The sequence below is a fragment of the Prevotella disiens genome (assembly GCF_900454955.1).
GTDB lineage: Bacteria > Bacteroidota > Bacteroidia > Bacteroidales > Bacteroidaceae > Prevotella > Prevotella disiens.
The window spans coordinates 1,850,735-1,874,248 of sequence record NZ_UGTL01000001.1 but is presented as its reverse complement, the minus strand read 5'-3'; the positions used below and the strand labels follow the sequence as shown (position 1 = coordinate 1,874,248).

Sequence of the window (23,514 nt, the reverse complement as noted above, 5' to 3'; positions counted from 1 at the left end):
TAGCCTATTGGTTGTAGCCCTAACTATGTTTTGCAAAGTTACAAATTTAAATCAAAGCAAATGCTAATAAGCAACCCAAAAAGAAATAATAATTTTATCTTTAAGCATAAAAACACAAAAAAGATAATAAATAATTTGTGTATTAACAAAAGTTAGCGTAACTTTGTATCCGAAAAATGCGCCTGTGGCGGAATTGGCAGACGCGCTAGACTTAGGATCTAGTGATTTACATCGTGCAGGTTCGATTCCTGTCAGGCGCACATTTTTTATCATTTACGGATAACTCTCACCGATTTAATTCACTTTTAAGAATTATGACTTATTCTAATAAGGGCTTACTTGCATTGGTAATAACACTTTTTTTTTCACCAATGTTAGCTAAAACGTATGGTCAAAAAGTAGCACTATACTATAATAAGGTTGAAAATTTAAAGTTTGGCGACCGATTAAGTCTTCGTACAAATGTTATTGATTGGATTGTATTGACTCCTAACTTCGGTTTGGAATACATACTCGGCAATAAAAGTTGGAACAAGTGGACATTAAGCCTTGACGGTAAGGTAAATTGGAAGACACAACCCAAAGATTTAACTTATAATGTTTATGATATTTACGATGGAAAAGTGGCGTTGCGTAAATATTGGCATGGAAAAAATCCACGCCGTGTGTTCTATTGGGGTGTATATGGAGGTGCCAATAAGTTTGATATAAAGTTTTCGGAAACTGGAAAAAGAGGAAATGCTTTTACAGGCGGATTGATGTTTGGTACAGTTACACAACTTTATGGTTATCAAAATGGAGCAAGTCTTGATCTTGATTTGGGCATTAATGCTGGTGTGGTTTATGCAAAATATGATGAATATCACCGAGAGGTGCAAAATAATCAGCATATTTACAATATTACAACACCGCAAAACGGCTACAAATTAACATTTGACCCATTGGTTTATGCTGCCTCAACCGACATAGTACGTGTAGGATTGGTTTATCATTTTGGAATAAAAGTTGCCAACCGATACAAGAAACGCATTGTTGTTGATGAACAATATCGTTTAGAAAAAGCCAATGAGGCATATCGCAAAGACACCTTGCGTGAAGCAAAAGCAGAGCGAAAGAAAGCTAAAGAAATAGAAAGAAAACGCAATAAACGTTTGAAAGAATACGACAAAGCACAAAAACAAAAGGAAAAAGCTGCTGAGAAAGCAGCAAGAAGAAACGAGGAAGAAAAGAAAGGAAATAAGAAATGAAGAAAATAATTACCACTTTCTTGAGTTACATGGCAATGGTTGCTGCTCATGGACAAGCGATTTCGGTAAATACAGACGTGGCTATGGCTGCTTTACAAACCTATAATATAGGCGCTGAAATGACCATTGGCAATCGTTCTACTTTGGGATTAAGTGTCTTTACAAATAATAAACCTTATTGGAACAAAGAAGCAAAAGCTATAGGAGTACAACCAGAATATCGCTATTATTTTGGTGGTCGCCCTATGTATCACCACTTTGTGGGGGTGAGTGCATTGGCAATGGATTACGATGCGAAATGGAAAAATACTCGTCACGATGGTTTTGCAGTGGGAGCAGGATTGACTTTTGGTTATGTTGTTGCCTTGTCTAATCGTTGGACTATTGATGCTCATGCTGGTGTAGGCATGATTATATTTCATGAAAAGAAAATTACTGATGGATTTCCCGACCTAAAAACAACAGTAGGTTCTGTTGCAAGAGATGGTTTTAAAGGTACAATCTTGGCTCCAACAAAAATAGGAATAACCCTGTCGTACATAATTAGATAAGGAGAAGATATGAATATTAAAACAAAACGTTGCCTTATTCTTTTTGCAATATTACTATCTGTCATCGGAAAAGCTAATGCACAGGTATTGCATATTACTGGTAACATCTATAAAAACATGAAATCAGCTGAGGGTGGATATAGCAAAGTACCACTTTCAGTGCCCGTTTATATTTTCGATAATCGCAACGAAGCCAATAAACAAGCTGATAGCTTTCGTAAGAAAAGTAAAGATATAAGTCAAGAGGTTACTATCCGCAGCAACGCAACGGTCAATTCTGATTATGAAGGACACTTTGAAGCTGATATTTCGGCTAAGGGGGCTATCATGGTTATTAATGAGGGCGAAGTGAAAGTGGTAAACATCAGCTCTAAATTGCAATATGATATTGTATTTGCAAGTAGAGAAAAAACCATTTTATTAAAAGGAACAACAGTCTTTGGTAAACGAAACGGATTGGATATTGTTGAAATGAAGCCAATTGACGATGGACCTAACTTACATTGGGACGTTACAGTGAAGTTGCCAGAGTGGTACACGAAAGAGCATTCACGATTGATTTTCCAACCAATGGTAATTAATTGTGAGGAAGAAGATACCATTCAGTATCTTGAGCCATTGGTTTATGAAGGCAAAAAATATCATAATAATCAAATAAGAAGAAAGAGTTTCGATTACAATCGCAACGATTCCTTGCACAATTATTTCATTGAAAACAACCCAACAACCACTGACGAGTTTACTTTTCATTGGGAAGTAACCTATCCAAAGCCTAATCCTAATAAAAGTTACAAGTGGGGTTCGGTATTGAGATTAGAAGATTATACACACATTTATTTTGAAGATAAATCGAAAAACGGTACTTGCAATACTCGAAAACCATGGAAATTATTAGATGTTTCAATGGCTATGAAGGAAATAAAACTAACGCCTGATTATTACGAACAGGCTCGTGCGCAGTTGAGAGAAGTGCCACGAGATTTGCAATTAACCTTCAATGTGGGTAGTGCGGAACTAACTCCCGATGCTTCAAACCAGCTGAATTTAGAACAATTAGTAAGAGAATTAAAATCATACGGTCGAGCATTGATGAATTTCACCGTACAAGGAACATCGTCGCCAGAGGGTAATGCTGTGTTTAACACTAAATTGGCGAATGCAAGAGCAAATAAAGCATTGCAAATCATTGGTAGTCAGATTTCAAGTGCAGGCTTAGAAGTAAAAGAACCATTGGTTTACACATGGTTTGATGTTGCCGATTCGCTCAAAGCACGAGGTTTGGAGGAAGAAGCAAATACACTTCGCAATTACGCTTTCAATAATAATGCAAGTGGAATAAAGGAGATGCAAGCCAATTCGGCAGTGCAAGAAATCATGCAAAACCAGCGTTTAATGCGTTGTACTTACACTTTAAGACAAAACAAAGTACTCGAACCGCAAGAAGCATTGTGGACTTACTATAACGATAGAGATTATCAAAAAGGTGGGAAAAGTGTTTTTTCAAATGGCGATTACTATAATTTGTTTACACAAATAAAAGATTCTACTGAATTGCGCAAATTAACTTATCGTGCTTGGGAGGAAATAAAAGTGCGCAGAACAGCCGCTTATAGTCCCTTTGCAGCCTATATTGCCAATCGTGTAGCTTGTTATGCAATTCAAACTGACTCAGTAGACCTTTCTATTCTTGCCCCTTTTGTAGATATGAAAGCAGGTTTAGAAGTTACACGCCCTATATCTTTCGACAATAATTACCGATATATGGTAAATAGAAAAGAAATTGTAGCTAATCAAGCCATTATGCTTTTCAAGTCAATGAAATTGGGCGAAGCCTATCATTTGGCAAGCAAATTGCCTGATACCAATGAGTTTAAAGAAATAAAGATGTTCATTGACCTTGAAACATTATTCTTTAAACAAGGCAAAACACCCGATGAGGAACGCAGAGCAAAGGAGGCTTTAAGCTATGTTCTTAATTCTAATCCAGAGAATTATGCGATATTGAATTTCGAATTGGCACCTGAGTTAGGTAAAACATACGAGGAATTAGAACCATTAATTGATGCTTTGCCTGATAATAGTGCAAAAAAATGGTATATGAAAGGTATCATTGAAGCAGGGAAACCAGAGATGAGTGATGACGAATTTATGGAATTGACAGGAAAATATGGTCCAGATGTAGCTTTGAGAATGAGCGATACAAGCAATCCAGCCCACTTGGCTTATTTCCAACATAGTTTCGATATGAATCCACAATATAAAGGTTATTTCAATTCTGATGCAAATTTACCTGATGATATACGCAAAAGAAACCCATACGATGAAAAGAAAGCTGACCAATACAGGCAGAAATTCATAGATTTAATGGTTTTGGCAGGTAAAATGGAAGCACCAAAAAATGAGGAAAGCGGAGCTGAAGCGAACAATAATAATACATTTGAAGAAGAAAATAGCACCGAAATGACAAAGAATGCAACAAAGGAGGTTGAAAAATGAAAAGAATAACAACATTGTTCATTGCGCTTTGCAGTATTTCAGCAACCTTTGCACAAATACCAACCACACTTCCGACCGACACTTTGGCAAGAGATTTGACCGATTTGGAGGAAAAAATGGTTGCTGCAGACATTACAACACAGAGCGATACAGCTTATTATGGATTCAAGAAACAACAAAGTTTCAATGCTTTAGATTATAGTTTAGACAAAAGACACCGTTATGCTGGCGACAAATGGGCAAGGGGAAATTTTGGCAAACATACCTTTTTTCAATTTGGGGCTAACGCTATAATGTATCAACACAATAACGATTACGAGCTAACAACACAAGCAGGATTGCATTTTAAGGTTGGAAAAGACCTGAGTCCGATGAGTTCTTTGCGCATTGGAGTAGGGGGGGAGTTAGGTTATATCACCAGTAAGCCAAATGTAAGCTGGACAATGCGTGCTGATGCCGACTATCTTTTCAACTTTTCAAACTATCTTTTGGGCTATCGTCCTGACCGTCCTTTAAGTGTTTCTGGTATTCTTGGTTTTGGCATACAACAATCTCATCTTACAAAATATGCAGGTTCTGAAATAGTTAATGCTATGAAAGAAAAGGCATTTTCCTTTAATTTACATACAGGTTTGCAGTTTAAATTTCATGCTGGAGCCCATGCTGCAGTGGCTATAGAGCCTTATATCATGGCTGGAACAGAAGGAATGGATTTAGCAAAAGCAAGCAAATTCAATCATTTTGGTATTGGTTATGGGGTAAATCTTTCTTATATTTGGTATTTCTACAATAATATGTCAGCAGAAAATAATGCTGGCGATTTTAAAAAACGTTTCAATTCGCATAATCGTTTGTTTCTTAATGACCCAAATAAAGCCTCATGGCGTCGTCCATGGTTCTTCCAATACAGCATAGGACCAGCCTATTGGCAGCGCACACCATTAAAAACAAGCGAAACTTTAGGATATAGCATTAGTGCAAGTTTAGGTCAATGGCTTTCTTCAGCGATTGGTGTGCGTGGTGGTGTTGTTATTTCTAACGCTCCATGGACTAAATCTGAAGAGACAATATCGTTGCTTGGCAAGTCTGGAATATTCTTCGATGCAATGGTAAATCCATTTGGTTTCACACGATACTATAATTGGGATACCCCATTTGGAATCAATTTCTTTGGTGGATATGAAATGGGACAGCTCCAAATGGTACATGCTGATATTGATGAAAAAACCTCTGGTAAATATGCAGGTTATCGTTTGGGCACTCAATTATGGGCAAAACTAACTAACGACCTCCGTCTTACATTTGAACCAAGTTATATTTTTACGGAACATTTCGACCGCAATGATGGGCGAGTACGTTATGACCAAATGGATTATAAGTTGGGTTTAACGATGCTTTTCCGTGGTAAATCACATCGTAATTACGATATGCTCCCTGCTAAAAACGACCTTCCTGAATATGGATTTTTTATGGGTGGAGGTTTCGGTTGGAACACTACTGTTAGTAAATGGAGATATGCAGAAAAAAATCGTGGCCTAATTTTAAATGCAAACGCTTTTGTTGGCTACAATTTTAATATGTATCATGGTGCAAAAATCATGATGGATTATGTTGCAAATCCTATTTGGCAACGCAGTGGAAATCATGATTTTGAGAAATTCACTTATAAGAATACGTTTATTTCAGCCGACTATCAATTTAATCTTCTCAATGCTATGGCGGGCTATAAACCAGGACGTCGTTGGGGAGTAAATATCTATGCAGGACCTTCTTTGGTATTAAGTAAGACTGGAAAGAAAATAGATTTAGGTGGAAACTTTGGCGGTATGCTTTCTTATCGTGTCCTTCCTTATCTTTCATTGTTCTATAGTCATACGGTTTATTGGATGCCTGCTGAACATTATAATTCTGCCCAAATTTATACAACCCCAGGGGCTGTATCCAATGTACTTACCTTTGGTGCGCTTTATCATCTTGATGGATTCTTCAAAACAATAAAGAACTTGCCTTGGAAAAATGCTCCGTCAGCTGGACAATCACGCTTTTTCTTAGATTATGGATATGGTTACGCGCTCTATCCTATGTTGCCAAGCAAAGCGAAAGACTCGTGGGGAACAACCATGCAACTGTCTTTGGGGTGGTGGTTAAACTCATTTTTGGGTGCAAGAGTGGGTTTAAATATGGCAAAAGGTATCGATATGACCACTACACACACTGAAGATAATCGAACAGAAGATGTGCATCACGCTATTGGTTTAGGTTCTATTGCAGGCGATATTCTATTAAATCCGTTCGGACTTAATAAGAATTACAATTGGAAATCGTTAGTTGGTGTAAACTTTTTAATGGGTTATCAAAATGGTTGGCTCGTAATGAACGATGCAGAACATACTATAAAAGGTTCTAAAATTACCGTGAGTGGCTTCCGTTTAGGTTTGCAATTATGGACACGATTGAGCCGTGATTTGCGTTTTACAATAGAACCAATGTATTCTACTTTGAATGCTCACAATAATATTTACATTAGCGAAGATGGGAAAAATCTTTATCGCACAGCCGAAAACACGGCTACTCCTTTGCGTTTAGGCAATACTTTTTCGGTGCGTTTCGGACTCTCTGCGCCACTTAATCGTATTGGCAGACACGAAGATGCCGATATGACCTCTTTTGCATCGAAGAACCCTCAACGCTTCTTTGCTGGCATTGGTGGTGGTTGGAACATACTTTTAACCAAACATCGCTTGGCGAATGATGGTGCAAAGATAAACTTTACAGCCTTTGCAGGTTATCGTTTAAATGAAGTTTCAGCTCTCCGTTTGGGTGCAAATTATATTATGGATAACAATAAGTATGCTTATATTGAAAAAGATAAAGCTTATTTTGAGGAAGATAAGAAGAACATTGCCTTTATAGCAGCTGACTTCCAACTCGACCTTTTGGCTTATTTTAGAGGTTATAACCCTAAACGTCAGTGGAATGTAAACCTATATGTTGGTCCTGCAATTGCTATTGAAACGAGCAAAGACCACAATAAAGATGGTGCTATTAATTTAGGTTTGACTGCGAAGCATCAACTCTCTCGTAATTTTTCGTTGTTTTACAACCACGATATATATCTTATGGGATTCTTAGGACAGCCTACTTTATTACCAGGAACTAATCTTGTTGGTAACGTAACCGCATTGAATTGTATCAATTTTGGTTTGATGTATAATTTTAATCTTCCACTATTCTAACCCAAGTTTAACGGGCATAATTATTTTTCATAAATTTTCAGTGTGTTTTGAGGGTTTCAGGTTTGCTAAGTACTTAATAATCAGCCGTAGCGTTTTCTGAATACGGAGTAAATCTGATTTGTAGGACACCAGCATATCAATTTTTTTTTGTTACTTTGCACCTATGCACGCAAATGTACAGACACGTTTTAATCCGGCAACTGGTGAAAAGGCTCTTTATTATAGACTAAAAGAGTCATATCGTGACGTGGCTGGACACGTACATTCGCTCATTCTGCTCAATATTGGTTTTGAACCTTCTCTCACAGCCTTGCAGGTGAGAAGGATTGCTTTTGCACTTACAGAGCGTTTTAAGAACAGAGGAACTAATTCTTTATTTGGCAAGCATTTGGAGGGACTTACTGAACTGGAACAGGCTAAGGCGGATGAGTGGTGGCAGCGGATGAAAGAGGAAGGTGGAATTGATAGATTCGATAAGAAGGAACAGAAAGCAAGAAAGGAGTCTGAACGTTATATCGATCTTGCTACGGCAGAACATACTGACGCAAGGAATGTTGGTGCAGAATGGCTCTGTAAGCAGACCATTGATAAGCTGGGACTGGAAGAGTTCCTGCGTGACCAAGGATGGAGCAACCATTCTATCCACACCGCACTCTCTGCGCTCATCATCCGGACTGTGTATGCCGTGTCTGAACGTTCCTCGTATTATTATCTCAGGGATAATTCGGCTGCCGCCGAACTTTACACTGGTTCGCAAGACTGGACTCCGGGTATCAATGCCCTGTACAAGGTAACGGACAAACTCTATGAACTCAAAGAGAAGATAGAATGTCACTTGTGCAATGTAACAGATAACCTTTTTAATATAGATAACAAGCTGATGCTCTTTGACTTGACAAATTTCTACTTTGAGGGTAGTAAGCGTGAAAGCAAGAAGGCACAGTTTGGTAGGTCAAAAGAGAAGCGATCAGATTGTAAACTTCTCGTCCTGGCCCTGTGTATCAATAAGGAGGGCTTCATACGCTATTCTTCTATCCTGGAAGGTAATACGGCTGACCCTAAATCACTGCCTGATATGATAGATACGCTGGCAGACAAGAATCCTGTACAAAAAGAAAAATCGCTTATTGTGATGGATGCAGGTATTGCAACCGGAGAGAATCTAAATCTTATTAAGGCAAAGGGTTACAACTATCTCTGCGTATCTCGCACCAAGCTGAAAGATTACACGCTCAGTGAGGACCATAAGAGCGTGATGGTAAAAGACGCCCGAAAGCAAACAATAACGCTCAACAAGGTACACACCGAAGGTGAGGACTACTATCTTGAGATAACCTCTCCATCTAAGGCTATGACCGAATCGTCAATGAACAAACTTTGGCGTGAAAGGTTTGAGACAGAGCTGAAGAAGATAAATGATGGTATTGCAAAGAAAGGTGGAACGAAACTCTACGAGAAGGTTGTAGAGCGTACGGGACGAGCCATACAGAAATATCCTTCTATCGCAAGATACTATGCGATAGACTACATTAGAAACGAAGAAAAACCAAAGGAAATGCTACGTGTAGACTGGAAGCTCAAAGACCTCTCAGCCATCGAGTCCGGACACGGCGTATACTTCCTACGGACCAATGTAGAAACACTCGACGAGCGTACCACATGGGACTATTACAACCTCATACGGGAAATCGAATGTACCAACAGGCAGTTGAAGACCGACCTGAACCTCCGTCCTATATATCATCAGACCGATGACCGGAGCGATGCGCATCTTTTCTTCGGTCTGCTTGCCTACTGGGTGGTAAATACCATCCGCTGCCAGTTGAAGCGAGAAGGCGAATCCTGCTATTGGACCGAAATCGTGCGGAGGTTGAGCACCCAGAAACTTGTAACCACGGAAGGTAGGAACCCGTTAGGAGACATCGTACAGATGCGACAATGCAGCAATCCCTCAAAGCAGGCAACTGCTATATACGATAAATTAAAACTGAAATATGCACCATTCAGAAAAATAAAAATTTGTAGGACACAGAGTCCATAGCCAAAACTGAAAAAGTATAATAATAGCAAGATTCTACGATGATAGGTGTTAAACTTGGGCTAAGTAAAAGATAAACCAAAAAGAAAAAATGGATTCTCATTAATAAAACGTTGAGAATCCATTTCTTTTTTTATTTGATAAAATCCTCTCATTATAGAGTTTATCAATACTGAAACACTATTTATCAACTTTTGAACAATATATTGATGAAAGAAAGTGGTAAGGCTACATTGTCTAAGTGCAAGGCATTGGCAAATAAAGGGGCTATTTCTTCATCTTTAAACCCTGCAATTCCGCAACCAATGCGTGTAACAAGAAATGTTTTTTCTGTGTGTTGGCATGCAAAATCTATGAATTGGTCAATATAAGGTTTTATTACTTCAACGCCACCGTGCATGGTTGGAACGGCATAACTTTGTCCTTGCATTCCAACTCCGTTTCCCCATTCTGCTCCAAACTTTTCTAATGCTATTCGGGCAGCACCGCCACCATGATAGCCTTGCAGGTTACTACCAAAAACAAATATCTCGTTGGGTTCAAGCGATGTGATATGACTGCTTGCAACCCTTACTACATTCATTGTTTTTAAATTGTCCATCGGTTTATTGATTTAAGATTATTGCCCTGAAAATATTATTTATTCGTCCTCATCGTCAGGGTCAGCCCATACCACTTGTACACCTGTTGCGAAATCTTGTGTACTTTTGCGGGTATGTGGGTTGCGTCGGCTGGCTGGAAGGAACTTACATTTCACACCTTTTATATTCTTTTTTATATCGAAATCTTCACGATTTTCTACGGGGTCGCTCTCTACTGTAAGGTGGAAACGACCTAAACCGTCTAAAACGACAGTATTTCCTTGGCTAAGACTGTAACTTATTTCGTCTACCAAAGCCATAATAATGCCCGTAACTTCGCCTCGTGTGAATGAAGTGTTCTCTTGAATCGCTTCGGCAAGGTCTTGTGTCGATGTTGTACCACTGCTAACGACACGAGCATGCCATTTTCCACCACGATTTTCTTCTTTGAATTTGCTTTGTTGTAATCTGATACTTATTGCCATACAATATGATTTAAGATTTGAATGTCATTGCAAATTTACATATATATATTGCAATGAAAGAATAATTAATAAACTATTTGCACTTAAAATTTAATTTATTTTTCCGCTAAAAGTGAGAAAAATTAGAAAAAAGGAGTAGGCGTATATAAAAATATACTCACTACTCCTTTACTCAATTTTTTGATTTTAAGACTAATATTTTATTTTCAATCCTACATAATAGCAGCGTGGTAACTGCGGACCATAGATGTAATTGGCATCACGATTCCATCCTTTGTCAATATCACGTTGATAAACGTTGCCAATATTCTGTATACCCATGTTCAATTCAGCCTTTACTTGTTTGTAAATTTCAAAGTCGTAACTTGCTTTAAAACTTAAAGTAAGGAACGAAGGTGTATTAACGGCTATTGGTTTTGATACGCCTGACCCTGCGGCATGACCTATTAACATTTTGCCATTATAGTTTCCAGAAAGCGCAAACGATAGATTTTTTACAGGCGAACTTTGCATCGTGAAGTAGCCATATACATTAGGTGTACGTAAAAATTTCTTTTCTGCTGGTGCATTTTCGTCCCATTCCACAGCATTTTTATATTCGCTACGCTGCAAAGTGAGTCCGCTTTGTAGTTGGAACCACTTTGTAAAAGCAGCTTTACCTTCTATATTCATACCCCATACTGATGCTTTATTGGCATTGAAACGCTCCATAATTCTAATATTGTTGTCGTCATGTTCGTTTAAAACACGTTGTGCGAAAACATTATTTAGATGAGTATAAAACATTTCAACCAACAAATTGGCTTGCACATTGCCAAAGTTGTGATACATATCTGCCGATACGCTGATACTATTTGAACGTTCTTCTTTCAAGTTTTTTGCCAAATAAGTCTTGATACGCTCGCCCCCTGCCATACTTGTATGGAGGTCTTCATCGAATGTTTGTGGCGCACGGAATCCAGCAGCGTAGGTTAAACGTATGTTGAAATTGCGACTTGCATTAAAACGAATGTTGGCTCGTGGACTAAAAATCAAGTGGTTTATCAAGTTGTGCTTGTCGAAACGACCGCCTAAGAGCAATCCCCATTTATCGTTTTTCCATTCGTTCTGCACAAACATACTACCTGTTCTAACCGTTTGGCGTGTAACAACATCATAGCCCAAAGCATGGTCTTTCAACGCATCGTAAGTATATTCAGCTCCCAAAGTCAAGGCTGCTGGCATGAAAAATAATTGTCCAAAATTATGAACAAACTGCATTCCACCCATGATATTCGTATCATGCGTTTTGCTATATGCCTTCAATGCCTCCGCTTTACTTTCGTCAGAACCATCGCCTGTGCCGCCATAATAACTATCGCGCGACACGATTTGGAACGAAGTATAGGCAGTAAAATGATTCAAACCATTCGGTGTAAAGAGGTCGTAGCTGATAGAACCACCATTAATATTATGGTCTAACTTTTCTGCAATGTTGGATTCATGGGGTGGCAAGTGAAGATTGTTGCCACCACGACGAAACTCGTTGAGCGCATGGTATTGCAATTTAAGTTTTGAAAAATTGTTCAATCGCAAGAAAGCACCCAAACCAATGGTTTTATTAATAAGCTTTGGCAAATCGGTAAACCCATCATTATCACGGTCATAGCCACCACGATTTCTGCTTTGTCCATAGACCGAAAAACCTATTTTATTATCGCTCGACACAATGGAAGTGTTCAAAGTGGTGTTGTTATCAACCGTATGCCCACCTTGAAAAGCGGTAAAAGTATGAGCAAGTTCGGCAAAATTGCTGATAGGCTCTTTGGTTATGATGTTGATAGTACCACCTATTGCCGATGAACCATAGAGCGCTGAACCACCACCACGCACCACTTCAACTCTCTCAATCATATTTGCTGGAATTTGCTCCAACCCATAAACGCCTTGCAAAGCCGAGAAAACAGGGCGTGAATCGATGAGTATTTGTGAATAGTGTCCGTCTAATCCATTGATTCTCACTTGCGAAAAGCCACAATTGGCACAGTTGTCTTCTGTGCGAACCCCTGGTTGGAAGTTGAGTCCTTGTGCCAAACAAGTAGAATTGGTAAGGTTAAACATTCTACTATCGATAACATTGACCAGCGTTGGAGCATTGCGGCGTAAGGAAAGACTACGATTGGAAGAAACTACTACTTCGTCTAACGAAATTTCATCGGCCGTTAAAGCAAAGTCGAGTGTAGTATTTGTATTTTCCTTTACCGTTATTTTTCGCGTTTCGGTGTGGTATCCTGTTGAGCGTATTTCAATAGTTTGCGCCCCTAAGGGGAGATTTTCTAAATGAAAATAGCCTTCCGCATTGGATACACTAACTATCATTGTTCCAACAACTTGTATCGTAACGTGCGACAAAGGGTCGCCTGTGGCTTTGTCAATAATATGTCCCACTACGTTAGTATTGGTTTTCAACTCTCCATTAGCACTTGCCATGAGTGGCAAGACCGACAATAACACTGCAAGAAGCCAGTGTTTGCCATGAATACATTTTGTGTAATGTCCTTTCATATCGTTTTTTTTAGTTATTAATTCTTTGTACTGTGAACCTTTTGCATAAATACTATTGCCCTTGGTCTGCAATTTTCCCCTGCAAAACTGCATTTTTTTTATGGGGGAATCATTTTTTGGAGCTTCCGCTTATTAGTTTGTAGCTTGCAGACAAATAAATCAATGAATTACGGTTGCAAAGGTAAGGGTGAAAAACGACTTGTGCAATACCTAAAATCGTTGATTTTTATTAAACTATTTAGACATTGTATAAATAATAAAATAACTTTTAAATCAATTAATCGATTGTTTTTCAATGTTTTACTCACTACCTAATAATTAGTAGTCTAATGTTTTATTTAAAAAGAAGATAGAAATAAAATCCGCATTTCTTATTCTCTGATAACGCTTTATACAACAAAAAGACAAGTAGAGAAATGGGTAAAATGTGAAAAATAACACTGAAATTATCCGTATTATGTGAAATTTACCCCTAATTTTATAGGGCATTATGTGAAAAACGACACTAAAAATGGCGGTTTTATGTGAAAAAAGCACAAGAAAGCATGCCAAATTCCGTGAGAATGGTATATTTGCATTATCATAAAATGCGATTAAGATATGGAAAAACTCCTTAGAAGAAAGATAGATACTTATTTGGAAGCATGGAAAAATAACCCTGAACGAAAGCCACTTATTGTAAAAGGTGCTCGTCAGATAGGGAAAACTCGTTCCATAGAAGCCTTTGCAGCGCAGAATTATAAGCACGTTATCGAAATAAACTTTGTAGAACAAAAAAAATATAGAGAAATTTTTGATGATAGTTTTGAGGTTGATACCATTCTCAAAAACATCTCTTTGCTCAATCCTGCGTTTGAATTTGAGCCTAAGGAAACCATATTTTTCTTTGATGAGTTGCAAGCATGCCCTAATTGCGCCACATCGCTGAAGTTTTTTAAACTTGACGGACGTTTTGATGTTATTTGTTCTGGCTCGCTCATGGATATACATTACAAAGAAATAGAGTCGAATAGCGTTGGTTACAAAGAAGATTACGAAATGCACTCAATGGATTTCGAGGAGTTTCTATGGGCGGAGGGTTATGATGAGCATTTTATAGCCGACCTTTACCAATCGATGATAGACCTAAAACCGCTTTCTCAGTTGCAAATGGATATTCTTTTCAGTCTTTTCCGTGATTATGTAACAATAGGAGGAATGCCCGAAGTGGTCAATACATATATAAAAAATAAAAATTTCAGTGGCACATTGGCTATTCAGAAGCTGTTGCTGAAAGATTATGAAGAGGATATTACAAAGTATGTTGAGGGTTTGGATAAAGGAAAAGTTAAGGCGGTATATAACCATATTTCCACCTTTCTTGCCAAAGAAAACAAGCGTTTTCAGGTTACAAAAATTGGCAAAAATGCTCGAAACAGGGATTACATCAGTTGTGTGGAATGGCTTGCCGATGCAGGCGTTATCAATATGTGCTATTGCTTGAGCCAACTCGAACTTCCTTTGAAGGGGAACTACGACCCTAAACTCTATAAAATTTATTATAAAGACACAGGATTGCTTATTGCGTCGCTTGACGAAGAAGCACAAGAAGACTTGCGAGCTAACAAGAATTTTGGTACATACAAGGGTGCTATTTATGAGAACATTGTAGCCGATATGCTTGTAAAACAGGGTTATAACCTCTATTATTATAGTAGCAATAAGCCTGCACTTGAAATGGACTTCTTTGTTAGAGATGCCAATTCTTTAATTCCTATCGAAGTAAAAGCAAACGATGGGGCAACAATATCGCTCAACAAACTATTAAAAGACAAGAAATATACCGATATAAAATACGGAATAAAGTTGGGATATAAGAACATTGGGTTTAATGGAAAATTCTATACTTTTCCTTATTTCTTGACTTTCCTACTAAAGAAATTTATTTCGGCAAGTTGAAAAAACATACAAATGAATAATTTTAGACGATTTTTAAAAAAACTTTCGTTGGCTTTGTTGTACCTTTGCACCCATGAATGGAAACGGCAAACTTGGGAAAGTAGGGGGGAGTGGCTGGATAGCGCATGTGGTAGCCCTCTGTGTGATTATGATTTGGGGCGGAACGTTTGTCAATACGCGTGTGCTGATTGACAAAGGGTTGCTTCCTGAAGAAATATTTGTATTGCGCACCGTGGTGGCTTACTTTTGTATTTGGTTTATATCGCCAAAGAAAGTTTTTAGCAACTCTGTGAAAGACGAATTGATAATGGTATTGTTAGGTATTTTTGGTAGTTCGCTTTACTTTTTGACAGAGAATTATGCGCTAAAATTAGCTGTCGTAAACGATGTTAGTTTTATTGTTTGCACGGCTCCGCTCATCACTTTAATCCTTGCTTTGTTCTTTTTTAAAAGTGTGAAAGCGAGTGTTCCCGTTGTTGTGGGGTCGCTGTTGGCTTTGGCGGGTGTTGGTATTGTTATTTTTAATGGTCATTTTGTGTTACATCTCGACCCGTTGGGCGATTTCTTAGCGTTAGTCGCAGCAACAAGTTGGGCGATTTACTCGTTGGTGATGAAGAATTTTTCGGCGCGTTATTCTTCTGTTTTCATTACTCGTAAAGTATTTTTCTATGGACTCATCACAATCATGCCTGTTTTTGCCGTACACCCTTGGTCGTTTGCTTTTGAAGATTTATTAAATCCGAGTATCGGACTTAACTTGCTCTATCTTAGTGTGATTGCTTCGTTTGTCTGTTTTGCTGCGTGGAGCTGGGTTATTTCACATTTAGGGGCATTGCGTGCGTCAAACTATATTTACTTCAATCCTGTAACAACGGTGATTATGAGTGAGTTGGTGTTGAATGAACATATGACTTCGATAGCTTTTGTTGGTAGTGCAATGATACTTTTAGGCGTGTTTGTTTCGAACAAAGCTAAGAATATAGGTTAATTCTTGTTGCAGTATTATTCTATTTTTTGCGTGAATAATTATTGCTTTTTCTCAAATAGGCTGTTTTATGGTTCAAAACAATAGGTTTTGCACAATAAAATAGCCTATTTTTTGATTTAAACCGCCGACCTCAATTTTTCTTGTCGGCTAAATCTTTTAAAAGGCCTCGCGATATTTATTTTCGTCCTTATCTTCCAACATGGAAAGATAGCTATTATAGCGACTTTCGGCGATGTAATGCTCTTCCAATGCTTTTCTAACAGCACAACCAGGCTCGTGCGTGTGCGTACAATTATTAAAGCGGCACGATTCAGAGAACTTGAATATTTCACGAAAATAACTCGTAAGTTCCTCTTTGTCAATATCGAATGTGCCAAAACCTTTAATGCCTGGCGTATCAATAACGTAGCCTCCTTCGGGCAATTCAAGCATTTCGCTGAAGGTAGTCGTGTGCATTCCCGTGTTGTGGGTATCAGAAATTTCGGCTGTACGTAAGTTTACGTTGGGCAAAAGTTTATTGATGATAGTTGATTTCCCCACGCCACTATTGCCACTCATGAGCGTAACTTTGCCAGCGAGCAACGGACGGAGTTTCTCTATGCTTTCTTCTGAATCATTTTCAGCAGTAGCTTGAACTGTAACACATTTATAACCAATGCTTTCATACAATTTTATAACAGCCTCTTGATACCTTCGCTCGTCCTCATTGAGTAAGTCGTGTTTATTGAATACCAGCACAACGGGTACACGGTAAGCCTCTGCGCCAGCCAAAAAGCGGTCGATGAATGTTGTGGAAGTCTCAGGATAATTGATGGTAACAATCAGGAATGCTTGGTCTAAGTTGGCGGCTATAATGTGGCTTTGCTTGGATAGATTAGACGATTTGCGTATAATGTAGTTCTTACGGTCTTCTATTTCTGAAATAAAAGCTGTACCTTCTTGATTGATAATGATTTGAACGTAGTCGCCTACTGAAATAGGATTGGTAGAGCGAATTCCTTTTAATCGGAAATTGCCCTTTATTTTACTTTCGATAGTTCGCCCATCATCGGTTTTCACCGTGTACCAACTACCTGTATTCTTTATTACTAAGCCGCGCATAAAAACAAAAATTCCCTTATTCTCCTATGAAAGAGAATAAGGGAAAGGGGTTATACAGTCATGATTTCTTTTTCTTTTTCAACGAGAAGTGCGTCTATTTTCTTGATATATTTATCGTGAATCTTCTGTAATTCCTCTTCAGCATCTTTTTCTAAGTCCTCTGAAAGTCCGTCTTTTATGGCTTTCTTGAATTTATCTTTGATGTCTGAGCGTACGTTACGTACCTCTACTTTTGTGCGTTCGCCAATCTTGTTGCTTTGTTTTACAAGGTCACGGCGGCGTTCTTCGGTAGGTTGTGGAAGACTGAGGCGAATAATTTCTCCGTTGTTGTCGGGTGTGATGCCAACATCAGAATCCATAATAGCCTTTTCAATGTCTTTGATAGCTTTTTTGTCCCATGGCTTAATGGCGATAGTGCGTGGGTCAGGTACTGTTACCGATGCTACTTGGTTCAAAGGAACTACAGAACCATACGAATTGACACGTACACCATCGAGAATTGCTACGTTGGCACGACCTGCACGAATACGTTGCAACTGCTCGTCGAGATACATTGCAGCCATTTCCATACGTTCTTCGGCTTCGCTTAATGTTTCTTTAACGTCTATCATATATTTGTCGTTTTAATTTTCTATTCTACAAATTTAGGTATTTATTCGTAATTGTGCAAAAATATAGTGTCTTTTTCTATCATTAGGCGTATATTTCTGCTGCCAAAATGCGCATAGCTTCTTCCAAATAGTGGGCATCGAGGTCATCGAAAGCATTGAGTTCTTTGCTGTCAATATCGAGTACGCCAATGGTTTTGCCCTGCTTGTTGTGAATAGGAACAACAATTTCTGAGCGTGAAAGCGAACTGCAAGCGATGTGTCCAGGAAACTCTTCAACATCAGCAATGACCAAAGTTTGGTTTTTAGCAAATGCTGTACCGCATACACCTTTACCCACAGGAATGTTGAAACAAGCTGTTGTGCCTTGGAAAGGACCTAATTTGAGCGTTTTTTCGCCTCGCAAAAAGTAGAAACCCGTCCAAAAAAATGTGTCAAAAGTGTAATGGAGTGCTGCCGCAACGTTGGCTAATACTCCAATTTCATTATCACTTTCTCCTTCTATTAAAGCCGCAATTTGCTTCAAAAGTAATTCGTATGTTTCTTTTTTATTCATTGACTTTTTTGTATTTTATGCTGAAAATTCTTTCAGTTCAGTTTCCACCATATTTGTTAGTTTAACAAACTGAGCAATGGTCAGTTGTTCTGGGCGTTTTGTCATGATGTCTTGTTCGTAAAAACCTTCTCGTGGCTTTGTAGTAAAGATTTGTCGAAGACTAACACGAAGCATTTTTCTGCGTTGATTGAACACTGTTTTGACCACACGCTTGAATAATTTTTCATCGCAACCAAGCTCAGTTACATCGTTTCGTGTAAGAGAAATGACGGCACTTTTTACCTTTGGAGGTGGATTGAATACGTTTTCGTCTACGGTGAATAGATATTCCACATTGTACCATGCCTGCATCAATACCGAAAGAATGCCATACGTTTTGTTTCCTGGTTGGGCTGCCATACGCAAAGCTACTTCTCGCTGAATCATACCCGTGCAACAAGGAATTAAATCCTTGTAATCAAGCATCTTAAAGAATATTTGCGATGATATGTCGTAAGGATAATTGCCTGTTAAAACAAATTTTCTTCCCTCGAAAACGTTTTCAAGTTGCATGCGAAGAAAGTCTTCTCCTAAGATGTTTTCTCGTAGGGTGGGGAACTTTTCGTTAAGATATGCAACACTTTCTGCATCAATTTCCACCGCTTTAACCTCTCGTGGCTTTTCCACAAGATATTGTGTCAATACGCCCATGCCTGGTCCAATTTCCAAAACGGGTATGCCTGGACATTCGTCCACGGTGTCGGCAATGCGCTTTGCGATGTTTAAATCGGTTAAAAAGTGCTGTCCGAGATTCTTTTTCGGCTTTACTGATTTCATAAATTATCTTTATTTGCCCACAAAGATAGAAATTTTATTTTGTATTTAAAAGCATTTATAGTATCTTTGCTTTCCGAATGGGAACGAAGAAATGGTTGAATGGCATAATAAAAATAGTGCTGCCCTTGATTTTGGGTGGTGGCATTCTCTATTGGATGTATCGTGGCTTCGATTTCTCACAGATAAAATATGTAATGCTTCACGAGATGAATTGGACTTGGATGTTGCTTTCCATGCCCTTTGGCGTTCTCGCACAAGCCTTTCGGGGGTGGCGTTGGAAACAAGCCTTAGAGCCAGCAGGCGAGAAAGCCCGCAATTCAGTTTGTGTAAATTCCATTTTTCTCTCTTATGCCGTTAGTCTTGTCATTCCGCGTGTAGGCGAATTTGCTCGATGTGGCGTGTTGAGCAGGTATGATGGTGTCTCTTTTTCGAAAGCATTGGGGACAGTGGTAACCGAAAGAGCTGTTGATACGTTGATAGTAGTGCTGATTAGTGCTTTAGCCTTTCTTTCGCAGATAAAAGTTTTTACTAATTTTTTCTTCAAGACAGGCACACGTTTAGACGATATCTTCACTTTTTTTACCCCAATGGGGTGGCTTGTAACAGGAATTTGTGGTATAGCAGTTCTGATTTTAATCTATTCGCTCCGCCGACATTTCCCTATATATAAAAAGGTGAAAGATACTTTATCGGGTATTTGGCAAGGTGTGATTTCGTTAAAAGGCGTAAAGAATATTCCATTGTTCATCTTTTACAGTTTGGCAATATGGGGAAGTTACTTTTTGCACTTCTATCTTACGTTCTATTGCTTTGCAGAAACAAGTTCGTTGAGCATAACTTGTGCTTTGGTTTGCTTCGTTGTAGGTTCTGTTGCAGTCATTGTTCCAACGCCAAACGGTGCAGGTCCGTGGCATTTTGCAGTGAAAACGATGCTCATTCTTTATGGAGTTGTCGATGTGCAAGCACTCTATTTTGTGCTAATTGTACATACTTTGCAAACACTTTTGGTTGTTTTCCTTGGCATTTATGCTTGGATTGCTTTAGCTTTCACACGGAAAATAGTAGCCAATATTCAATAATTTAAAAATCAAAAGAATAAGAAATATATACTAACCGTTAAAATAAAAATAACTATGAGTGAAATTAGAAACCTCAGCCCAGAATATCTCTGGCGCAACTTTGATGATTTAACACAAGTTCCACGTCCTTCTGGACACATGGAAAAGGTTCAAGCATTCTTGCTCGACTTTGCAAAGAAAGTTGGCGTAGAAGCTTTTGTAGACGCAGCAGGCAATGTGGTAATGCGCAAGCCAGCTACTCCTGGTTACGAGAATAGAAAAGGCGTAATACTTCAGGCTCACATGGACATGGTTCCACAGAAGAGTCCTGATAGCAACCATAATTTTGAAACCGACCCAATCGTAACTCACATTACAGATGGTTGGGTTTATGCTAACAATACTACTCTTGGTGCTGACGATGGTATCGGTGTTGCAGCCATTATGGGTATTATGGAAGACAAAACCTTGAAGCATGGCCCTATCGAAGGTCTTATTACAAGAGATGAAGAAAATGGTATGTTCGGTGCAAACGACCTCCCAGCAGGTGAATTGAACGGCGATATTCTTCTCAACTTAGACTCTGAAAACTGGGGTAAGTTTGCCATTGGCTCAGCTGGCGGTATCGATATTACTTCTTCTTTGGAATATAAGGAAGAAGAAAACGACCAAGAAACTGCTGTAAAAGTTACTTTGAAAGGCTTCCGTGGTGGACACTCTGGTCTTGAAATTCACGAAGGTCGTGGCAATGCGAACAAAGAAATGGTACGCTTAGTGCGCAAGGCTATGGCTGAACTCGGCGTTCGTTTGGCAGCATGGCAAGGTGGAAATATGCGTAATGCTATTCCATTCAAAGCTGAAGTAGTGCTTGCTTTGGCTAATGACAAGGTTGCAGCCCTCAAAGAAATGGTTGAAGCGCAACGCCAAATGCTTGAAAGCGAGTTCAAGACTATCGAAAGCAACATTGAATTCTTTGTTGAAGAAGTTGAAAAACCAGCTGCACTTGTTCCAACAGAAATCCAAGATAACGTTATCAATGCTATCTATGCCGTTCATAATGGTGTTTTGCGCATGATTCCAGTTTATCCAAATGTTGTTGAAACATCTTCAAACCTTGCTATCATTGATATTGATGCCAACAAGACAAACATCAAAATTTTGGCTCGTTCGGCTCGTGAAGACATGAAAGAATATCTTGCAACACAAATTAAGAGTTGCTTCGATTTGGCTGGAATGAAGACCGAATTTAGTGGTAGCTATGTTGGTTGGGACCCAAATCCAGACAGTGAAATTCTTAACTTGTTGAAGAAAATTTATAAAGACCAAACAGGTGAAGATGTAATTGTACAAGTTGACCATGCTGGTCTTGAATGTTCAATCATTCTTGGTAAGTATCCACACCTCGATGTTGTAAGTCTTGGCCCTACAATCCGTAGTCCACACACAGCAACAGAGCGTTTCAAGATAGATACAGCAGAACCTTTCTGGAAATTAGTTGTGAAGACTTTGGAAGAAATACCTGTAAAATAATTTACTGAATATTAGGCGATTATAAACTTATAAGTCCGTTAGGCAAGCTAAAAACTTAGTGTTTTACTTGGCTTAACGGATTTTTTTTTCTACATTTGCACTCGTAAACCAATATTTTAATTCAAAAATGGACGATTACCCTTCGAATATTTTAAACAAATAACGTGGGATAGCAATTTTATGATATTGCTAATCCCCACCTAACTAAACTTGGAGATTAGCAAATGAAGACATATTGGAACATTAGCGGAAAGCTAAACACTATAAAGGAGTGGCAGCCTAACTGCTGGATACAAGTAACTTGTCCTACCGAACAAGAACAACAAGAGTTGGAAGAAACTTTCAACATTCCCGATTATTTTCTATCTGACATTAGCGATACCGATGAACGTGCCCGTTATGAGTACGATGACGGTTGGATGTTGATAATCCTTCGTATTCCTTACGTTAAGGAAATACGCTCTCGAACACCTTATACCACTGTTCCGTTGGGTATCATTCACAAGCGCGATGTTACCATAACAGTTTGCAATTTCGAAACAAACATGATGCTCGACTTTGTTTCTTTCCAGCAAAAGCGAGGCGCAGGTTTTACCGACTATGTTGATATGATTTTCCGCCTATTCCTTTGCTCGGCTGTATGGTACTTGAAACGATTGAAGCAAATCAGTAGTTTGATAGACAAAGCCAAGCATAATCTTGATAAAGAAGTGAACAATGAAAGTCTTATCGGGCTATCACGTTTGCAAGATTCGCTCACTTATTTCGTAACATCTATTCGTGGTAACGAAAATCTTTTGGCAAAACTAAAGTTTAAGTTGCAAGTTGATGAACTCGATGCCGACCTTATTGAAGATGTAAATATTGAGATGAGTCAGGCGAGAGAAACAACCAGCATTTATTCCGATATTCTTGAATCGACAATGGATACTTATTCGAGCATCATTAACAATAATATGAATACGATTATGCGTACCCTTACGTCCGTGTCTATTATCATGATGTTCCCTACTCTCATTGCTTCGCTTTTCGGAATGAATGTTATTAATGGCATGGAACACAGCCGTTGGGGATTTATGGTTGCACTTACTATTTCTGTTTTCGTGTCAGGACTCACATGGTGGATACTCCGTCATAAACGTTTGATATAAACAGCAGCGTAAAAGCAATGTTTTCAGTATTCCCAATATATAAAACACGATTCATAGCATAACAAAAGACAATAAAAAAGTAAAGCCCTCTGCTTCGAAACAGAGGGCTTTATTGTTTTATTTTAGTTTTTTTCTACTTGGTAGTAGCTGTAGTTACTCTTTTGCAAGCAATAATAGCCTTTACATCTCCTCCAAGTATTGGCATAGTACCCTCGAATTGCAATTCAGTTTCTGTCAATTTCAAAATCTTACCATTGATAGAAGCCAATGAAATCGTGCCGTCTTTATCGTTATACTTGTATTCAACAGGTTGCTTGAAAATGTTAAGTCCTGGAAAATTAAAGTTCTCGGCATACACTTTGCCATCTGTCTTAAATTCCAATGTTGCAGCTGTACCCATTTGTGGGATTTCCATTCCGTTCACATTGATTTTTTCAATCTGCCACTTTCCAATAATTGAAGGTGTATTTGTTACTTCATCATCACTTCCGCATGATGCTAAAGAAAACGAAAATACTGCTAAGAGCGAGAAAAGAAACCAATTTCTTAAATTTGTTTTCATAAGTTTTGAATGATGTTTTTATTGTTAA

General features: G+C 38.6%; 18 protein-coding genes and 1 tRNA gene. 11 read left to right on the top strand and 8 right to left on the bottom strand.

The features are described from left to right. Window positions 1-178: 178 nt before the first annotated feature. From DYI03_RS08260 to DYI03_RS08235, 6 genes are all read left to right on the top strand, one after another. Window positions 179-260, top strand: a tRNA-Leu gene (locus DYI03_RS08260). 111 nt (window positions 261-371) lie between these two features. Beyond that, window positions 372-1,247, top strand: a complete 876-nt coding sequence (locus DYI03_RS08255) for a DUF3575 domain-containing protein (RefSeq protein ID WP_242401829.1) — start codon at window positions 372-374, stop codon at window positions 1,245-1,247. Beyond that, window positions 1,244-1,798 (top strand): DUF3575 domain-containing protein, encoded by a 555-nt coding sequence (locus DYI03_RS08250; RefSeq protein WP_021669436.1) that lies wholly within the window; start codon window positions 1,244-1,246, stop codon window positions 1,796-1,798. The genes DYI03_RS08255 and DYI03_RS08250 overlap by 4 nt, the downstream gene beginning before the upstream one ends. Before the next feature lie 9 nt (window positions 1,799-1,807). Further along, complete coding sequence (locus DYI03_RS08245; RefSeq protein WP_021669437.1) at window positions 1,808-4,294, top strand: OmpA family protein; 2,487 nt, start codon at window positions 1,808-1,810, stop codon at window positions 4,292-4,294. Then, entirely contained in the window at window positions 4,291-7,530 is a 3,240-nt protein-coding gene (locus tag DYI03_RS08240; protein WP_021669438.1) for a hypothetical protein, read from the top strand. Before DYI03_RS08245 ends, DYI03_RS08240 begins: the two co-directional genes overlap by 4 nt. A gap of 163 nt (window positions 7,531-7,693) precedes the next feature. Next, window positions 7,694-9,571: an IS1634 family transposase gene (locus DYI03_RS08235; RefSeq protein WP_115367885.1), complete on the top strand. Its 1,878-nt coding sequence runs from the start codon at window positions 7,694-7,696 to the stop codon at window positions 9,569-9,571. Window positions 9,572-9,755: 184 nt separating this feature from the next. On the opposite strand, the gene DYI03_RS08230 is transcribed toward DYI03_RS08235, so the two are convergent. From DYI03_RS08230 to DYI03_RS08220, 3 genes are all read right to left on the bottom strand, one after another. After that, window positions 9,756-10,151, bottom strand: coding sequence for an A1S_2505 family phage non-structural protein (locus DYI03_RS08230; protein WP_025064701.1), 396 nt, complete (start codon window positions 10,149-10,151; stop codon window positions 9,756-9,758). Window positions 10,152-10,208: 57 nt separating this feature from the next. Next, window positions 10,209-10,634, bottom strand: coding sequence for an HU family DNA-binding protein (locus tag DYI03_RS08225; protein ID WP_004356708.1), 426 nt, complete (start codon window positions 10,632-10,634; stop codon window positions 10,209-10,211). A gap of 192 nt (window positions 10,635-10,826) precedes the next feature. Further along, window positions 10,827-13,178 (bottom strand): TonB-dependent receptor, encoded by a 2,352-nt coding sequence (locus DYI03_RS08220; protein ID WP_025064700.1) that lies wholly within the window; start codon window positions 13,176-13,178, stop codon window positions 10,827-10,829. Between the two features lie 600 nt (window positions 13,179-13,778). Between DYI03_RS08220 and DYI03_RS08215 the strand changes: the two genes are divergently transcribed. Together DYI03_RS08215 and DYI03_RS08210 are read left to right on the top strand one after the other, a co-directional pair. Next, the gene (locus DYI03_RS08215) at window positions 13,779-15,116 is read left to right on the top strand and encodes an ATP-binding protein (protein ID WP_021668149.1); all 1,338 of its coding nucleotides are present in this window, start codon (window positions 13,779-13,781) and stop codon (window positions 15,114-15,116) included. A 73-nt stretch (window positions 15,117-15,189) separates the two neighbouring features. After that, the gene (locus DYI03_RS08210) at window positions 15,190-16,104 is read left to right on the top strand and encodes a DMT family transporter (protein WP_021668150.1); all 915 of its coding nucleotides are present in this window, start codon (window positions 15,190-15,192) and stop codon (window positions 16,102-16,104) included. A gap of 156 nt (window positions 16,105-16,260) precedes the next feature. Here DYI03_RS08210 and rsgA read toward each other — a convergent pair whose 3' ends face one another. The 4 genes from rsgA to rsmA all read right to left on the bottom strand — a co-directional run bounded on the left by rsgA (window position 16,261) and on the right by rsmA (window position 19,185). After that, a complete protein-coding gene (gene rsgA, locus DYI03_RS08205; protein ID WP_021668151.1) occupies window positions 16,261-17,205 on the bottom strand; it encodes a ribosome small subunit-dependent GTPase A in 945 nt (314 codons plus the stop codon). A gap of 50 nt (window positions 17,206-17,255) precedes the next feature. After that, on the bottom strand, window positions 17,256-17,816 hold the full coding sequence (gene frr / locus DYI03_RS08200) for a ribosome recycling factor (protein ID WP_004356929.1): 561 nt from the start codon (window positions 17,814-17,816) through the stop codon (window positions 17,256-17,258). A gap of 82 nt (window positions 17,817-17,898) precedes the next feature. Next, window positions 17,899-18,369, bottom strand: a complete 471-nt coding sequence (locus tag DYI03_RS08195; protein WP_021668152.1) for a GAF domain-containing protein — start codon at window positions 18,367-18,369, stop codon at window positions 17,899-17,901. Window positions 18,370-18,384: 15 nt separating this feature from the next. Beyond that, window positions 18,385-19,185: a 16S rRNA (adenine(1518)-N(6)/adenine(1519)-N(6))-dimethyltransferase RsmA gene (gene rsmA / locus DYI03_RS08190; RefSeq protein ID WP_021668153.1), complete on the bottom strand. Its 801-nt coding sequence runs from the start codon at window positions 19,183-19,185 to the stop codon at window positions 18,385-18,387. 77 nt (window positions 19,186-19,262) lie between these two features. Here rsmA and DYI03_RS08185 point away from each other — a divergent pair, with 77 nt between their 5' ends. The 3 genes from DYI03_RS08185 to DYI03_RS08175 all read left to right on the top strand — a co-directional run bounded on the left by DYI03_RS08185 (window position 19,263) and on the right by DYI03_RS08175 (window position 22,924). Next, window positions 19,263-20,264: a lysylphosphatidylglycerol synthase transmembrane domain-containing protein gene (locus tag DYI03_RS08185; RefSeq protein ID WP_021668154.1), complete on the top strand. Its 1,002-nt coding sequence runs from the start codon at window positions 19,263-19,265 to the stop codon at window positions 20,262-20,264. Window positions 20,265-20,318: 54 nt separating this feature from the next. Next, window positions 20,319-21,773: an aminoacyl-histidine dipeptidase gene (locus tag DYI03_RS08180; RefSeq protein ID WP_004356909.1), complete on the top strand. Its 1,455-nt coding sequence runs from the start codon at window positions 20,319-20,321 to the stop codon at window positions 21,771-21,773. A 224-nt stretch (window positions 21,774-21,997) separates the two neighbouring features. Continuing rightward, window positions 21,998-22,924, top strand: coding sequence for a magnesium transporter CorA family protein (locus tag DYI03_RS08175; RefSeq protein WP_004356738.1), 927 nt, complete (start codon window positions 21,998-22,000; stop codon window positions 22,922-22,924). Between the two features lie 133 nt (window positions 22,925-23,057). Here the strand turns inward: DYI03_RS08175 and DYI03_RS08170 are convergent, their stop codons facing one another. Then, a complete protein-coding gene (locus tag DYI03_RS08170) occupies window positions 23,058-23,486 on the bottom strand; it encodes a lipocalin-like domain-containing protein (protein WP_021668155.1) in 429 nt (142 codons plus the stop codon). Window positions 23,487-23,514 lie beyond the last annotated feature (28 nt).

Bases quoted from the DNA above. Each gene is read 5' to 3' on its own strand.
- DYI03_RS08225 (WP_004356708.1), bottom strand. From the start codon at position 10,634: ATGGCAATAAGTATCAGATTACAACAAAGCAAATTCAAAGAAGAAAAT.
- rsmA (WP_021668153.1), bottom strand. From the start codon at position 19,185: ATGAAATCAGTAAAGCCGAAAAAGAATCTCGGACAGCACTTTTTAACC.
- DYI03_RS08240 (WP_021669438.1), top strand. From the start codon at position 4,291: ATGAAAAGAATAACAACATTGTTCATTGCGCTTTGCAGTATTTCAGCA.
- DYI03_RS08185 (WP_021668154.1), top strand. From the start codon at position 19,263: ATGGGAACGAAGAAATGGTTGAATGGCATAATAAAAATAGTGCTGCCC.
- DYI03_RS08250 (WP_021669436.1), top strand. From the start codon at position 1,244: ATGAAGAAAATAATTACCACTTTCTTGAGTTACATGGCAATGGTTGCT.
- DYI03_RS08215 (WP_021668149.1), top strand. From the start codon at position 13,779: ATGGAAAAACTCCTTAGAAGAAAGATAGATACTTATTTGGAAGCATGG.
- DYI03_RS08170 (WP_021668155.1), bottom strand. From the start codon at position 23,486: ATGAAAACAAATTTAAGAAATTGGTTTCTTTTCTCGCTCTTAGCAGTA.
- DYI03_RS08230 (WP_025064701.1), bottom strand. From the start codon at position 10,151: ATGAATGTAGTAAGGGTTGCAAGCAGTCATATCACATCGCTTGAACCC.
- DYI03_RS08235 (WP_115367885.1), top strand. From the start codon at position 7,694: ATGCACGCAAATGTACAGACACGTTTTAATCCGGCAACTGGTGAAAAG.
- DYI03_RS08210 (WP_021668150.1), top strand. From the start codon at position 15,190: ATGAATGGAAACGGCAAACTTGGGAAAGTAGGGGGGAGTGGCTGGATA.
- frr (WP_004356929.1), bottom strand. From the start codon at position 17,816: ATGATAGACGTTAAAGAAACATTAAGCGAAGCCGAAGAACGTATGGAA.
- DYI03_RS08245 (WP_021669437.1), top strand. From the start codon at position 1,808: ATGAATATTAAAACAAAACGTTGCCTTATTCTTTTTGCAATATTACTA.
- DYI03_RS08195 (WP_021668152.1), bottom strand. From the start codon at position 18,369: ATGAATAAAAAAGAAACATACGAATTACTTTTGAAGCAAATTGCGGCT.
- DYI03_RS08180 (WP_004356909.1), top strand. From the start codon at position 20,319: ATGAGTGAAATTAGAAACCTCAGCCCAGAATATCTCTGGCGCAACTTT.
- DYI03_RS08220 (WP_025064700.1), bottom strand. From the start codon at position 13,178: ATGAAAGGACATTACACAAAATGTATTCATGGCAAACACTGGCTTCTT.
- DYI03_RS08255 (WP_242401829.1), top strand. From the start codon at position 372: ATGTTAGCTAAAACGTATGGTCAAAAAGTAGCACTATACTATAATAAG.
- rsgA (WP_021668151.1), bottom strand. From the start codon at position 17,205: ATGCGCGGCTTAGTAATAAAGAATACAGGTAGTTGGTACACGGTGAAA.
- DYI03_RS08175 (WP_004356738.1), top strand. From the start codon at position 21,998: ATGAAGACATATTGGAACATTAGCGGAAAGCTAAACACTATAAAGGAG.